Here is a 13,641-nt window from a genome sequence, read left to right on the forward strand (position 1 = left end):
AGGGAGAAAACGGGATGGGACTGACCGCGAGGATCCGAACGCGGGACGGATGGGCCGTGTCGCACGCGGTCGTCACGGTGACCGACATGACCGGCACCCAGGTGCTGCGTGCCGAGGCGGACACCGAGGGCACCGTACGGAACGCCACCCCGCTCGCGCCGGGGGCGTACACCGTCATCGTCACCGCGGTCGGCTACGCGCCCGCCGCGTCCAGCGCGATCGTCACCGCGAGCGGCCGGGCCGAGGTCGGCACGGTGACGCTGGCCCGGCACGGCGGCACCGAACTGCCGCCGCCCGGACCGTGGACGGTCGACCCGGCGCACTCCGCCGTCTCCGCCGTCGCCCAGCACCTCGGCATCTCCAGCGTGCGGGGCCGCTTCACCGACTTCGCCGCCCTCGTGGAGATCGCGCCGGACGACGTCGCCAAGTCCCGGGTCGAGGCGGTGATCCGGGCCGCCTCCATCGACACCGGCAACGGCATGCGCGACACCCACCTGCGCTCGCCGGACTTCCTGGACGTCGAGCGCTTCCCGGAGATCACCTACCGATCCACCGGGGTGTCCGAGGCGGGCCCCGACCGCTGGACCGTCCACGGCGAGCTGGGGCTGCACGGCGTCGTGCGCCCGGTCGACCTGGACCTGGCCTACCTCGGCACCGGCGCCGATCCGTGGGGCGGCACCCGGGCGGCGTTCCGCGCGACGACCGAGCTGCGCCGCGAGGACTTCGCCATGAACTACAACCAGGTCGTCCAGGCCGGCATCGCCGCCATCGGGACGACCCTCAGGGTCGAGCTGGACATCCAGGCGGTCCAGGGGGAGTCACTGCCGGCCGTCTGAGCCGTCGCGGGGCGCCCGGGCCACCAGTTCGGCGCAGAGATCCCGGAGCTTGACGTTCCGGTTCTGCGAGGCCCGGCGCAGCCGCTCCATGGCCTGCCGGGCGTCCACCCGCTCCCGGGCCATGACCATGCCGACCGCCTGGTCGATGACGCTCCGGGAGAGCAGGGCGGTACGCACGTCGGCTGCCGAGGCCTGCTCCCGTTCGATGCGCAGGGCCTCGTTCACGGCCGCCGCCGTCCGCTCCACGAAGGCGCGGGCGGCGTCCCGTCCGTCGGCGAGGGAGTCGGGTTCGAGGCCGTAGAGGTTGAGCGCGGCGTCCGGCTCGCCGTCGACCGGCAGCGGCAGCGCCAGCACGCAGCGCACGCCGGTGCCCAGCGCGTACTCGGTGTACGCGGGCCAGCGCGTCTCGGTCGCCAGGTCGGCCGCGTACTGCGGGGTCTGCGTGTCGGCGGCGTCCACACAGGGGCCCGAGCCGTTCTCGTACTGGCGCAGGTCCAGGCCGCTGGGCAGACCCGTGCTGCCCGCCAGGGTCATCAGCCGGTCGGACCGGCGCACCGTGACGGAGCAGGCGGCGGCGCCGGTCACCTCCGCGACCGCGCGGTCGGTCACGTCGCGCAGCAGGGTGTCGAGCCCCTGGCTGCGCGCCAGCGCCCGGTCGAGGGTGTCGGGAGTCTGCGAGGTCATGCCCCTACGTCTGTCCCGTCACCGGTCATTGACGCCTCTTCCGCCCGGACCCGTGTTCGCGTCGACGATGCGCCGGGCCAGGTCCCGGAGCTTCACGTTCTCCCGCTGGGACGCCTTGACCAGGGACTCGAAGGCGCCCGCCGCGTCGATGTCCAGGCGCTCCATGAGGATGCCGGTGGCCTGGCCGATCAGGTCCCGGGTGCGCATCGCCTCGGTGAGCTGCTCGCGCACGGTCGCCGAGTCCAGGGCGAGCGAGACGTGCGCGGTGAACAGCCGTCCGATGCGGGTGGCGTCCTCGTCGAAGGCCTGGGGTTTACGCGCGTACGCCGTCAGCACGGTCAGGCGGCGCCGGTCGGCGCGCAGCCGCAGCGAGAGCGCCGAGCGCAGGCCGAGGCCGGACAGGGCGTTGCCGCCGCCGTCGGCCTCGCTGTCGGCCGTCCGCACCACGGGCGTGGTCCACAGGTGCTCCCAGTCCGGGTGCGGGGTGTGGCCGCCGCCGTGGCGGGGTTCGGCGGCGAACCGTACGGTCTCGTCGGTCCAGGCGAGGGTGCGCAGCCGGCCGCTGCGCTGGATCTCCGCGATGCCCGCGTGCTCGGCGTCGGGGAGCAGGCGCACCGCCAGTTCGACGGCGGCGTTCATGGTGTCGTCGGGGGTGCCCGTCCCGTGCAGGTGGCGTGCGGCCGCCGTCAGAGACTCGGCCAGCTCGAAGCCAACCGGAAAACGCGGCAAATCAGGAAATTCGGACGCAGCCACCACGAACCTCTTCGGCATGCCCGGCCAAACGGCCGTGCGCAGGAGAGCTCCGCAGCACATTCCCGACTGCGAGCACAGGACGAACAGCACTTTAGCTGCTTGGTTGCGTGCCGGTGACGCCCGGCCGAAGGAGCGGGCGGCCGCCTTCCGTGCCGCCCGGCCGCGTGATGGAATGGGGAGCGGGTCAGGAAGCGGCCCGGCCGAAACCGGACGGACATCTGTCAGGTGAGTGCTGTGACCTTCCTCCCCCAGCCCTGCGGGCCGCGTGAGCCGTGTGATCCACCCGGCTGCGCGGTGCTCGACATGCCCGGCGAGATCGACTTCTGCAACGCCTCGGGGCTGCTGCCGATGATCATGGCCGCCGTGGACCAGCGGTCCGCCGACGTCCGGCTCCTCGTCCTGGACCTGTCCGCGACCCGCTTCATGGACTCCCAGGGCGTCCGCCTCCTCACCGCGGTACGCGATCGCCTCCCCGCCGAGGTCCGCCTACGCGTGGTGGCCGCCCCGAAGACCGTACCGAGCCGCGTCCTGGAGCTCTCCGGCCTGCGCCGCGACGTCCCGGTGCACGACAACCTCGCGGAGGCGTTGCGCGCGGGGGCTTAGGGTCGCACGACGGCACGCCACCCGGCGGGACGGCGGGCCCCTCGCCGGGGCGTGGCGGCCTAGGCTGGTGGCATGGCACCGAACATCGCGACGAACACCCGTGTCTCCCTGGCCGAGTTGCTGGACTTCGTCCGTCCCCGGCACCGGGCGATCCTGCTTACCCGGCGGGGCGACGGCGGCCCCCAGGCGTCGCCGCTGACCTGCGGGGTCGACGACTCCGGCCGGATCGTCGTCTCCACCTACCCGGAGCGTGCCAAGACGCGTAACGCGCGCCGCGACCCGCGGGTCAGCCTCCTCGTGCTCAGCGACGAGTGGAACGGCCCGTGGGTCCAGATCGACGGCACGGCGGAGGTCATCGACTCGCCCGACTCGGTGGAGCCGCTGGTGGAGTACTTTCGCAACATCTCCGGCGAGCACCCCGACTGGGACGAGTACCGGGAGGCCATGGTCCGGCAGGGCAAGTCGATCGTCCGGGTGACGCCGGAGCGGTGGGGCCCGGTGGCGACCGGCGGCTTCCCGGCGCGGCTGGCCGCGGACGACTGAGAGCGCCCCGGGGAGCGACGGCTGACGTGGGGTCAGCCGCGTTCGACCATCGCCTCGATGCCCGCGACCAGCAGGTCGAGCGCGAACTCGAAGTCCCGGTCGAGCATCTCCGCGACGGTGCCGCCGCCGCGGGCCGCCATGATCTCCTGGGCCTCCCCGATGACGTCCGCGGTGTCCGGCACCTCGGTCGCCGCGTCCATCGAGTCCTGGAAGTACTCGTCCGGGCTCCGTCCGTGGTCCGCCGCCCGGGCGAGGAAGCGGCCCTCGACGGTGCCGTAGCCGTTGACGAACTGGAAGACGGCGGAGATGGCCCCCGTCAGCCGGTGCTCGGGCAGGCCGCTGCCGCGCATGACGTCCTGCACGGCCCGGGAGAACGCCAGCGAGTGCGGCCCGATGTTGAGGTACGTGCCGAGCAGCGGGGCCAGCCACGGGTGGCGCACCAGCAGGGCGCGGTTCTCCCTGGCCAGCGTGCGCAGTTGCGCGCGCCAGTCCCGGCCGGCCTCCGGGCCGGGGTGGCGCAGCTCGCCGAAGACCGCGTCCAGGGCGAGTTCGAGCAGCTCGTCCTTGGTGTCGACGTACCAGTAGACGGACATCGCGGTGACGTTCAGCTCGGTGGCCAGGCGGCGCATGGAGAAGCCTGCCAGCCCCTCGGCGTCCAGCAGCCGGACGGTGGCCGCGGTGATCCGCTCCCGGTCCAGCCCCGACGGCTGCCCGCCCCGCCGCCCGCCGCGGCGCTCCGCGTCCGCCATCCAGACACTGGCCCGGGTCCCCTGCCGCCCTGCCTTCGCCATGCGCGTCTTCTCCTCGACTCTTCGAACGCCGGTCAGCCGCACGCCCCGTGAGAGGCGCCGGGAACGGCGCGACCAGCCACGACGAGCCGGCAGCCGCACGACTACCCTGCCACCCCGCCCCTCAGGCGGCCAGCTTCTCCGCCCTCCGCAGCAGCACCGCCGCCACCACCCCACCGAGCAGCACGGCCACCGCCCCCACCAACTGACTGCTCTCGAGGCCGGAGGAGAACGCGCCGATCACCCGCTCCCGCTCCGCCTCCGACTCCGCCGCGGCCAGAGCGCCCGGCAACGACGTCGCCGCGACGGGCACCAGCGCCGCGAACCGCGAGTTCAGCACCGCCCCCAGCACGGCCACCCCCAGCCCGTTGCCGAACTCCGCCAACGTACCGTTCACCCCCGCGCCGACCCCCGCCTTGGCCGGCGGAATCGCGCTCATCAGGGCGTGTGCCATCGCCGGGTTGCCGAGCGCGCACCCCACGCCGATCAGCAGCAGCCCCAGCAGCGTGCCGGCGTAGCCCTGCCCGGCCAAGGTGGCGATGGCGACCAGGCCCGCCGACATCAGCACCATGCTCAGCAGCACCGCCACCGGCGTGCCCAGCCGGGCCAGCCATTTCGCCGCCACCCCGGAGAAGTTGAGCAGCACCACCGTCAGGGCGAGTGGCGCCGTCCGCAGCCCCGCCTCCAACGGGCCGTATCCGAGCACGAACTGGAGGTGCTGGGTCAGCAGGAACAGCGCGCCACCCATCCCGAAGGTGATCAGCACGAGACCGGCCACCGCGCCCGTGAACCGCAGGTCCCGGAAGAAGTGAAGGTCGAGCATCGGATACGGGACCCGGCTCTCCCAGTACGCGAAAAGACCGAGCACGCCCACCGCGACGGCGGCCGTGGCCAGGACCCTGCCCGACGCCCAGCCGTGCTCGGGGCCGGAGATGATCGCGTAGACGAGCGCGGCCATCCCGATCGTGGAGAGGACGGCGCCGAGCAGATCGGGGCGGTCGCCCCGCCGGTCCTTCGACTCGGGCACCAGGGTAACGACCGCGACCAGACCGAGGGCCACGACCGGCAGGTTGATCAGGAAGATCGCGCCCCACCAGAAGTGGTCGAGGACGAACCCGCCGATCAGCGGACCGCAGGCGAAGCCGAGCGCGCTGACCGCGCTCCAGATGCCGATGGCCTTCGCGTGCTCGGCGGGTGCGAAGATCTGCATGACCACGGCGAGCGTGGTGGTCAGCAGCAGGGCGCCGCCGACGCCCATGCCGGCCCGGGCCGCGATCAGCTGGCCGGTGGTCTCCGCGAGCCCCGCGGCCAGCGAGCCCAGGCCGAACAGGGCGAGGCCGGTGGCGAGCATCTTCTTGCGGCCGTACCGGTCGGCGGCGCTGCCCGCGGTGAGCAGCAGACCCGACTGGACCAGTGAGTAGGCGTTGATCATCCACTGGATGTCGGAGGTGGCCGCGCCCAGTTCGCCGGTGAGCGAGGGGATGGCCACGTTGAGCACGGTGTTGTCCAGGACCACCGTGAGCTGGGCGAGGCTGATGACACCGAGGATCAGCCAGCGCTGCGGGTGGCCCTGGACCGTGGGAGCGGTCTTCTGTTCCTGGGAGGACGTCGTCATGTTGTACAGCGTATAGGTCTCCCATACGCTGTACAACACGGTGGTCTCAGCCCGTCGGCCGGGTGAGGTCGTAGAACGTGGCCGAGCCGGCCGTGACCTCCTTGAAGTTGGCCTCGACCCAGGAGGTGATCTGCGACGCGGTGCCGGAGTCGCCTCCCATGCCGCCGCCCATGCCACCGCCGCCGATGAAGTAGTGGATCCTGCCGTCGGCCACGTACTTCTTGAACTGGGCCAGGGTCGGTGACGGGTCCGTGCCGTTGAAGCCGCCGATCGCCATCACCGGGTCGCCGGTGCTGAGCTGGTAGCTCGCGGCGTTCTGGGAGCCGATCGCGGCGGCCGCCCAGGTGTAGTCCCCGGCGTCCGTCTCCAGGAGCTCCTTGGCCTCGGAGTCGACCTGGGCGCCGTTGAGCAGCCCGCCCGCGCCGCCGCCCGCCCCGCCGGCGCCCGTGCGGCCGCCTTCGCCCGCCTGCCCGTTGGGGGGCGTGCCGGTGCCGGGGGTGGTGCCGTTGCCCTGCTGGTTCCGGCCGGGAGCGGTGCCGCCCCCGCCGCCGGGGAATCCGCCGCCCCGGCCGCCGCCGCCACCGCCGGGGCCGCCCATCATGCTCGCGCCGGACGGACCGGCCGTGACGATGGAGCCGCTGTGCCCCTCCCGCACCGTGCTCAGCGTGTACGCCGTCGGCGCCGCCAGCGACGCCACGAGGCCCAGCCCGGCGACCGCGAGGACGATCCGGCGGCCCAGCCGCCCGGCGAAGACCAGCCCGAGCGCGGCGACCAGGCCGCCGGCCAGGACCAGCCACTTCAGCCACGGCAGGTAGTCCGGCGTGCGGTTGAGCAGCACGTATCCCCACGCCGCGGTCGCCGTGACGGCCGCCGCGAGGGCGAGCGAGGCCCAGATCCGCTCCCGCCGTTCCCACAGTGCCGCGGCGCCCATGCCGACCACGGCCGCCAGGTAGGGCGCGAGGGCCACCGTGTAGTACTGGTGGAAGATGCCGGCCATGTAGCTGAAGACGGCCGTGGTCATCAGCAGCGAACCGCCCCAGACCAGGAAGGACCCGCGTGCGGTGTCCGTGCGGCCCGCGCGGCGCGTGGCGACCAGACCCGCGACGAGCAGGATCAGGGCGGCCGGCAGCAGCCAGGAGATCTGGCCGCCGATCTCGGAGTTGAACATCCGGTCCCAGCCGGTCTCGCCCCACATCCCGCCGCCCGCGCCACCGGGGCCCCCGCCGCCGCCGACGCTGCCGGTCTCCTCGCCGTTGAGCCGGCCCAGGCCGTTGTAGCCGAAGGTCAGCTCCAGGAAGCTGTTGTTCTGCGAGCCGCCGACATACGGGCGGGACGACGCGGGCCACAGCTCCACGACCGCGACCCACCAGCCGCCGGAGACGACGATGGCGAGGGTCGCCAGCGCGAGCTGCCCGAGCCGCCTGCGCAGTCGCACCGGCGCGCAGACGCCGTAGACGAGGGCGAGCGCGGGCAGGATCAGGAAGGCCTGGAGGGTCTTCGCCAGGAACGCGAAGCCGATCGCGACCCCCGCCCACACCAGCCACTTGCTCCGGCCGTCCTCCAGCGCCCGCACGACGAGGTAGCAGGCGACGGACATCAGCAGCGCCAGCAGGGCGTCCGGGTTGTTGAAGCGGAACATCAGGGCGGCGACCGGCGTGAGCGCCAGCACCGCACCGGCGATCAGGCCGGCCGCGGGGCTGAACCGGCGGCGCACGGCCGCGTACACGACGGCGACCGTCCCGACGCCCATCAGCACCTCGGGGACGAGGATCGACCAGGAGGAGAGCCCGAAGATCCGCACCGCCAGCGCCATCGGCCACAGGGCGGCCGGGGGCTTGTCGACGGTGATGGCGTTGCCCGCGTCGAGCGAGCCGAAGAAGAACGCCTTCCAGGACTCGCTGCCCGCCTGCACGGCCGCCGAGTAGAAGGAGTTGGCGTAGCCGGAGGCGCTCAGGTTGTAGAGGTAGAGCAGCGCGGTGGCCAGCAGCAGGCCGAGGAAGGCCGGGCGGACCCAGCGGGGGTCCTCGGGGCGGCCCCGCCACAGTCCGTGCAGCCGGGACCGGCGGGTGCCGCGGTGCGCGGACGGTGCGCGGGACGGCGGCTCCCCGTCCTCGACGCCTGGGGTCCGGGTGTCCGCCGCGGGTGCGGGCCGTTCGTAGTGCGTCGTCATCGTCCGTCCCTCGGGTCGGTGTCGGCGGCGGGGTGGACCGGCTGGAGGCGCGCGGTCGCGTCGCTCCAGACGAGGTACTGATCAGGAACTGCGGGCTCCGGTATCCGGCCGGCGTCGGTGGCCGGCGTCTCCGGGAACACCCAGGCGCGGAAGAGCAGGAAGCGCAGGACGGTGGCCGCGAGGTTGGCCGCGATCAGCACCGCCAGCTCGGTGGAGTGGTCCGGGTCGGTCGTCGCCGCGCTCAGGGCGAGGAGCGAGCCGCTGGTCAGCGCGAGGCCGATGCCGAAGACGACCAGCCCCTGCGCCTGGTGCCGCACGGCACCGCCCCGGCCCCGCACCCCGAAGGTGAGCCGCCGGTTGGCGGCGGTGTTGGCGACCGCCGAGACCAGCAGGGCGAGCGCGTTGGCGGCCTGGGAGCCGGCGAAGAGGCGGAAGCCGCTGTAGAGGAGCAGGTAGCAGAGGGTGGACAGGACGCCCACGACGCAGAACCCGACGAGCTGCCGGGCCAGCCCCTGCGGTACGCCCGTCAGCTCACGGTCGCGCGGGTCGTCGCCGAAGGGCCGGGCCAGCCGGTCCAGCGGCAGCGATCCCGTGGCCAGCGCCCTGCCGACCCGCCACACGCCCTTGAGGTCGTCGGTCGCGGTCCGGACGATGTGCACGGTGGAGTCGGGGTCGTCGACCCAGTCGACCGGGACCTCGTGGATCCGGCACCCGGCACGCTCGGCGAGCACCAGCATCTCGGTGTCGAAGAACCAGCCGGTGTCCTCCACCAGCGGCAGCAGCACCTGGGCGACGTCCCGGCGGATCGCCTTGAAGCCGCACTGGGCGTCGGAGAAGCGGGCCTGGAGGGAGCCGCGCAGGATGAGGTTGTAGGTGCGGGAGACGAACTCCCGCTTGGCGCCGCGCACCACCCGCGAGCTGCGGGCGAGCCGCGAGCCGATCGCGAGGTCGGAGTGCCCGGAGATCAGCGGCGCCACCAGGGGCAGCAGCGCGTTGAGGTCGGTGGAGAGGTCCACGTCCATGTAGGCGAGGACCGGGGCGTCCGAGGCGGACCAGACGGTCCGCAGGGCCCGGCCCCGGCCCTTCTGCTCGAGCCGGACGGACCTGACCTCCACGAGGTCCGCCGCCAGCAGGGCCGCGACGTGCTCGGTGGCGTCGGTGGAGGCGTTGTCCGCGACGGTGATGCGGAAGGCGTAGGGGAACGTCCGGGTGAGGTGCTCGTGCAGCCGTCGCACGCACGGCCCGAGGTCCTTCTCCTCGTTGTAGACGGGGACCACTACGTCCAGGACAGGCGTACCGGCTCCTGTGGCCGGGAGATGCTCCCGCGCCGGCAGGGAGCCGGGAGAAGAGTCGGTTCGCATGGGACCGACTCTTCTCAACTCCCCTGTCGCACCCGTGTGGTGAGGCTGTGCCGGGCCTGTGAGTGCGCCCGGTCGCCGGCCGGGTCCGGCGGCGCGGGCAGACGCACGGTGAAGACCGTCCGCCCCGGCACGCTCGTGACGGTCACACCACCGCCGTGCGCGGTCGTCACGGCGTGCACGATGGCGAGACCGAGCCCCGTCGAGCCGGTGGCCCGGGAGCGCGCGGAGTCGCCCCGCGCGAACCGTTCGAAGACGTGCGGCAGCAACTCCGCGGGAATCCCGGGCCCGTTGTCCTCGACGTCCACGCACAGCCACCCGCCGCTCGCCCGCACCCGCGCGGTGACGGTGGTGCCGGGCGGGGTGTGGTTGCGGGCGTTGCCCAGCAGGTTGACCAGCACCTGCTGGAGGCGGGCGGCGTCCGCCGAGACCGGTGCCGGCTGCTCCGGCAGGTCGAGCCGCCAGTTGTGGTCGAGCCCGGCCGCGCGGGCGTCGCTGACCGAGTCCACGACCAGCGGTACGAGGTCGGTCCGCTCGAACCGCAACGGCCGCCCCGCGTCCAGGCGGGCGAGCAGCAGCAGATCCTCGACCAGGAGGGTCATCCGCCCGGCCTCGGACTCGATGCGGCCGAGCGCGTGCCGGGTGTCGGGGCCGACCTGTTCGCGTCCCCTGCGGGTGAGTTCGGCGTACCCGCGGATGGAGGACAGCGGGGTGCGCAGCTCGTGGCTGGCGTCCGCGACGAACTGCCGTACCCGCGTCTCGCTCTCCTGCCGTGCGTGCAGCGCCCCGTGGACGTGGTCGAGCATCCGGTTGAGGGCGGACCCGACCCGGCCGACCTCGGTGTGCGGGTCGCACTCGGACTCCGGGACGCGTTCGTCGAGGTTCACCTCGCCCGCGTGCAGGGGGAGTTCGGAGACCCGGCCGGCGGTGGCGGCGACCCGGCGCAGGGGGCGGGTGGCGACGCCGACGATGACGGTCCCGGCGAGGGAGGCGGCGATGAGACCGGCGGCGGTGACGCTGGCCTCCACGAGGATCAGGGTGTTGACGGTGCTGGTGACCTCGGAGGTCGGAACGGCGGCGTAGTAGCCGTCCTTGTACTCCACGCGGTAGTCGCCGAGGTCGCCGATCTCGACGGTGTGCCGGCCGCCGTCCCGGGGGGCGGACGCCAGCGCTGCGCGCTCCGCGTCGGTGAGGGCGACCGGGCTGGTGCCGCTGAAGTTGGTGCTGTCCTCGTCCTTCTCGCCGTACTTGGCGTCGACGACGGCACCGTCCCGGACCTCGGCGACGATCGTGTCGCGAGGCTGCGGTCCGCGGGTGACGAACTCGTCGAGGTCCATCCGCTCCGGGCCCCCGCCGTCCGGCCGGCGGTCCCCGGGCGGCCCGAACCCGGACACCCGCATCGCGACCTCGTCCACCTGCTTGTCCAGCTGCTCGTACAGATGGGAGCGCAGCGCCACCGTCGTCACGGTCCCGATCACCGCGCAGACCACGGCGATCAGCGCCACCGACGCGACAACGAGCCGGGTCCGCAGCGTCCGCGGCCGCGGTCGTCGCCGTCGGGTCACGAGGAGGCGGGCTTGATCAGGTATCCGGCTCCGCGCCGGGTGTGGATCATCGGCTCGCGTCCGGCGTCGATCTTCCGCCGCAGGTACGAGATGTACAGCTCGACGACGTTGGCCTGGCCCCCGAAGTCGTAGGACCACACGCGGTCCAGGATCTGCGCCTTGCTCAGCACGCGCCGCGGGTTGCGCATCAGGAACCGCAGCAGCTCGAACTCGGTGGCGGTGAGGTGGATGCCGTCGCCGCCGCGGGTGACCTCGTGGCTGTCCTCGTCGAGCGTGAGGTCGCCGACGACGAGGACGGACTCGGAACGCCGGTCGGCGGCGCCCGAGCGCCGGATCAGGCCGCGCAGCCGGGCGACGACCTCCTCCAGGCTGAACGGCTTGGTGACGTAGTCGTCCCCGCCGGCGGTCAGTCCGGCGATACGGTCCTCGACCGCGTCCTTGGCGGTCAGGAACAGCACCGGCACGTCCGGCAGGTCGCGGCGCAGCCGCCCCAGCACGCTCAGGCCGTCCATGTCGGGCAGCATCATGTCCAGCACGACGGCGTCGGGCCGGAAGTCCCGCGCGGTCTGGACGGCGCCGTGGCCGTCACCTGCGCTGCGGATCTGCCAGCCCTCGTAGCGCAGGGCCATGGAGAGCAGCTCGGTGATGGACTGCTCGTCGTCCACCACGAGCACCCGGACGGGGCTCCCGTCCGGCCTCAGCAGTTCGGTGCGCCCCTGGGGCGAGGTCGTGGTCATACCGGAGACGATGGCGGGGCGCTCTGAGAACGTCCTTTCCCCAAGCTGTGATTTCTCTGAGAAACCCCGGCGTCTCAGGCCTCCGCCAGGCCGAACAGCCGGGCCGCGTTGTCGTGGCACACCCCCCGCAGCCACGCGTCGCCCAGGCCCAGCCGCTCCAGGGCGTGCAGCTGGTGCAGGTAGGGGTACGGGATGTTGGGAAAGTCCGAGCCGAGCAGGACCCGGTCGCCGAGGTCCGCCAGCCTGGGCAGCGCCCGGCGGGGAAAGGGCGCGAGGCGTTCGCTGAAGTCGGTGAAGGCCATGGTCGTGTCCAGCCGCACCTCGCCGTACCGCTCGGCGAGGTCCAGGAAGTCCTCGTACTCGGGCATCCCGAGATGCGCGACGATCAGCCGCAGCCGGGGGTGCCGGGCCAGCACCCGGGCGATCGGCTCGGGCCCGGTGTGCTTGCCGGGCGCGGGCCCCGACCCGCAGTGGACGACGACCGGGACCCCCGCCTCCGCGAGCACGCCCCAGGCCCCGTCGAGGAGTGCGTCGGCCGGGTCGTACGCCCCCACCTGCACATGGGCCTTGAAGACCCGTGCCCCCGACTCGACGGCCCGGCGGACGTACGCCTCGGCGCCCGGCTCGGGGAAGAGGGTGGAGGTGTGCAGGCAGTCGGGTGTGCGGCGGGCGAAGTCCACCGCCCAGCCGTTCAGCCACTCGGCCATCCCGGCCTTGTGCGGGTACAGCATGGCCGTGAAGGCCCGCACGCCGAACTCCCGCAGCAGCGCCGCGCGTTCGTCTTCCTCCTGCCGGTAGGTGATCGGCCATTCGAATCCGCCGGTCAGCGGGCCGAGGCCGTCGAAGTAGGCCCAGACCTTGGCCAGCACCCGCTCGGGCATGAAGTGGGTGTGCACGTCGACCAGCCCGGGCAGCCCGAGCCCCTCCCAGAACCGCCGGACCTGCCCGGCCTCGTGATCACTCATGGGGCCACGATCGCGCCCGGCCCGCCCCCGGACAAGAGGGGCGGGAAGAGGGGCGGGAAGGGGAGTGGGGAGAGAGGTGGGAAGAGGGGTGGAAGGGTCTCAGAACAGCTCGTCCTGGACCCCGGCCGCCGCCTCCCGGTACTCACGCACCGGCACGGCACAGGGCTCCCCGCCGGCGGACACCAGCTCCCACCCCGTCATCAGCCGGGTGTCGAGGACGACGACCCCGCGCTCCGTCGCCAGATGCAGGTCCGGCCCGGCGGCCGCCACCAGCGCGCCCCCGATCGCCCCGCCCGCCACCAGCTCGGCCACCTCGCCCACGGCGGCCGGACACCGGTCCGGACCCTCGATCCCGAAGACGCCCGCGTGGTCCACGCCCCGGAACGGCTCCGGCGTCAGCGACTCCGGCCAGCCGCCGAGCGCCACCGCCCGCGCGTGCAGCTCGGCGATCTCGGCCGACCGCTCCGCCCCCGTCCCGGGCAGCGCGGTGCGCACCGCCCGCTTGTGGGCGTACGGAATCCGGTCCGGGACGCCCAGCGCGGCCCGCAGCAGCTCCTCGGTCCGCCGCGCGGCCATCAGGGGCCCGCGGCCGAGCCAGCTGAAGCAGACGGCGCCCTGCTCAAGCAGCCGGGCCGGGCCCCGCGCCTGCGCGGTGATCCCCACCTTGACCAGGCCGGGCCCGAACCAGGCCAGGTAGACGCGGTACGGCCGCGGGTCGTCGGCGATGGTGTCGGCGGCCACGGAGTGCGCCCGGTCCAGCCGCGCGCACTCCTCGCACCGCGCCCCCGTGCTCCGCCCCGGCACACCGGCGCGCACCGGGCACACGTTCCCCCGCGCTCCCACGCATGTCCGGACACCCCCCTCGGCGACCGCGAACGCCACCCGTCTCCCCCGGGCCAGGGCACTGCTGCGCCCCCCGACCCACGTCAGCACCGGACCCCCGCCCGTCCAGCGCAGCCCCGCGCACTTCCATGCCTGTGCCATCACCGTCGAGACTAGAGGCCACCACTGACAACGGCGGAAG

The 13,641-nt window shown here is 73.5% G+C and carries 13 protein-coding genes; 3 read left to right on the top strand and 10 right to left on the bottom strand.

Going from position 1 to position 13,641, the window contains the following annotated elements:
• Positions 1-14 precede the first annotated feature (14 nt).
• The gene (locus tag ACGF3J_RS14865) at positions 15-836 is read left to right on the top strand and encodes a YceI family protein (RefSeq protein WP_125493766.1); all 822 of its coding nucleotides are present in this window, start codon (positions 15-17) and stop codon (positions 834-836) included.
• On the opposite strand, the gene ACGF3J_RS14870 is transcribed toward ACGF3J_RS14865, so the two are convergent.
• Both ACGF3J_RS14870 and ACGF3J_RS14875 read right to left on the bottom strand, forming a co-directional pair.
• The gene (locus tag ACGF3J_RS14870) at positions 819-1,520 is read right to left on the bottom strand and encodes a GAF and ANTAR domain-containing protein (protein ID WP_161327519.1); all 702 of its coding nucleotides are present in this window, start codon (positions 1,518-1,520) and stop codon (positions 819-821) included. The two genes, ACGF3J_RS14865 and ACGF3J_RS14870, sit on opposite strands and share 18 nt — an antisense overlap.
• Positions 1,521-1,538: 18 nt before the next feature.
• A complete protein-coding gene (locus ACGF3J_RS14875) occupies positions 1,539-2,291 on the bottom strand; it encodes an ANTAR domain-containing protein (RefSeq protein ID WP_161327518.1) in 753 nt (250 codons plus the stop codon).
• Between the two features lie 216 nt (positions 2,292-2,507).
• Here ACGF3J_RS14875 and ACGF3J_RS14880 point away from each other — a divergent pair, with 216 nt between their 5' ends.
• Together ACGF3J_RS14880 and ACGF3J_RS14885 are read left to right on the top strand one after the other, a co-directional pair.
• Positions 2,508-2,876 carry an STAS domain-containing protein gene (locus ACGF3J_RS14880; protein ID WP_161327517.1) on the top strand — a complete coding sequence of 123 codons (369 nt, stop codon included), beginning with the start codon at positions 2,508-2,510 and terminating at the stop codon, positions 2,874-2,876.
• A gap of 72 nt (positions 2,877-2,948) precedes the next feature.
• On the top strand, positions 2,949-3,419 hold the full coding sequence (locus tag ACGF3J_RS14885; protein ID WP_122616469.1) for a PPOX class F420-dependent oxidoreductase: 471 nt from the start codon (positions 2,949-2,951) through the stop codon (positions 3,417-3,419).
• Positions 3,420-3,451: 32 nt separating this feature from the next.
• On the opposite strand, the gene ACGF3J_RS14890 is transcribed toward ACGF3J_RS14885, so the two are convergent.
• The 8 genes from ACGF3J_RS14890 to ACGF3J_RS14925 all read right to left on the bottom strand — a co-directional run bounded on the left by ACGF3J_RS14890 (position 3,452) and on the right by ACGF3J_RS14925 (position 13,601).
• Entirely contained in the window at positions 3,452-4,210 is a 759-nt protein-coding gene (locus ACGF3J_RS14890) for a TetR/AcrR family transcriptional regulator (protein WP_161327516.1), read from the bottom strand.
• Between the two features lie 121 nt (positions 4,211-4,331).
• Positions 4,332-5,822 carry an MFS transporter gene (locus tag ACGF3J_RS14895; protein WP_161327515.1) on the bottom strand — a complete coding sequence of 497 codons (1,491 nt, stop codon included), beginning with the start codon at positions 5,820-5,822 and terminating at the stop codon, positions 4,332-4,334.
• 46 nt (positions 5,823-5,868) lie between these two features.
• On the bottom strand, positions 5,869-7,992 hold the full coding sequence (locus ACGF3J_RS14900; protein WP_393854190.1) for an ArnT family glycosyltransferase: 2,124 nt from the start codon (positions 7,990-7,992) through the stop codon (positions 5,869-5,871).
• Positions 7,989-9,353, bottom strand: coding sequence for a bifunctional glycosyltransferase family 2/GtrA family protein (locus ACGF3J_RS14905; RefSeq protein WP_161332741.1), 1,365 nt, complete (start codon positions 9,351-9,353; stop codon positions 7,989-7,991). Before ACGF3J_RS14905 ends, ACGF3J_RS14900 begins: the two co-directional genes overlap by 4 nt.
• Positions 9,354-9,367: 14 nt before the next feature.
• Positions 9,368-10,915 carry a HAMP domain-containing sensor histidine kinase gene (locus ACGF3J_RS14910; protein WP_161332740.1) on the bottom strand — a complete coding sequence of 516 codons (1,548 nt, stop codon included), beginning with the start codon at positions 10,913-10,915 and terminating at the stop codon, positions 9,368-9,370.
• Positions 10,912-11,652, bottom strand: coding sequence for a response regulator transcription factor (locus ACGF3J_RS14915; protein ID WP_161332739.1), 741 nt, complete (start codon positions 11,650-11,652; stop codon positions 10,912-10,914). The genes ACGF3J_RS14910 and ACGF3J_RS14915 overlap by 4 nt, the downstream gene beginning before the upstream one ends.
• A gap of 74 nt (positions 11,653-11,726) precedes the next feature.
• A complete protein-coding gene (locus tag ACGF3J_RS14920) occupies positions 11,727-12,617 on the bottom strand; it encodes an amidohydrolase family protein (RefSeq protein WP_161332738.1) in 891 nt (296 codons plus the stop codon).
• A gap of 99 nt (positions 12,618-12,716) precedes the next feature.
• Positions 12,717-13,601, bottom strand: a complete 885-nt coding sequence (locus tag ACGF3J_RS14925; RefSeq protein WP_161332737.1) for a DUF2797 domain-containing protein — start codon at positions 13,599-13,601, stop codon at positions 12,717-12,719.
• Between the last annotated feature and the right edge of the window lie 40 nt (positions 13,602-13,641).

Source organism: Streptomyces sp. NPDC048171, from assembly GCF_043202655.1.
In the GTDB taxonomy this organism is placed as follows: Bacteria; Actinomycetota; Actinomycetes; order Streptomycetales; family Streptomycetaceae; genus Streptomyces.

Coding starts and splice junctions, on each gene's coding strand:
- ACGF3J_RS14920 (WP_161332738.1), bottom strand. CDS start 12,617: ATGAGTGATCACGAGGCCGGGCAGGTCCGGCGGTTCTGGGAGGGGCTC.
- ACGF3J_RS14895 (WP_161327515.1), bottom strand. CDS start 5,822: ATGACGACGTCCTCCCAGGAACAGAAGACCGCTCCCACGGTCCAGGGC.
- ACGF3J_RS14905 (WP_161332741.1), bottom strand. CDS start 9,353: ATGCGAACCGACTCTTCTCCCGGCTCCCTGCCGGCGCGGGAGCATCTC.
- ACGF3J_RS14890 (WP_161327516.1), bottom strand. CDS start 4,210: ATGGCGAAGGCAGGGCGGCAGGGGACCCGGGCCAGTGTCTGGATGGCG.
- ACGF3J_RS14885 (WP_122616469.1), top strand. CDS start 2,949: ATGGCACCGAACATCGCGACGAACACCCGTGTCTCCCTGGCCGAGTTG.
- ACGF3J_RS14870 (WP_161327519.1), bottom strand. CDS start 1,520: ATGACCTCGCAGACTCCCGACACCCTCGACCGGGCGCTGGCGCGCAGC.
- ACGF3J_RS14915 (WP_161332739.1), bottom strand. CDS start 11,652: ATGACCACGACCTCGCCCCAGGGGCGCACCGAACTGCTGAGGCCGGAC.
- ACGF3J_RS14865 (WP_125493766.1), top strand. CDS start 15: ATGGGACTGACCGCGAGGATCCGAACGCGGGACGGATGGGCCGTGTCG.
- ACGF3J_RS14900 (WP_393854190.1), bottom strand. CDS start 7,992: ATGACGACGCACTACGAACGGCCCGCACCCGCGGCGGACACCCGGACC.
- ACGF3J_RS14925 (WP_161332737.1), bottom strand. CDS start 13,601: ATGGCACAGGCATGGAAGTGCGCGGGGCTGCGCTGGACGGGCGGGGGT.
- ACGF3J_RS14875 (WP_161327518.1), bottom strand. CDS start 2,291: ATGCCGAAGAGGTTCGTGGTGGCTGCGTCCGAATTTCCTGATTTGCCG.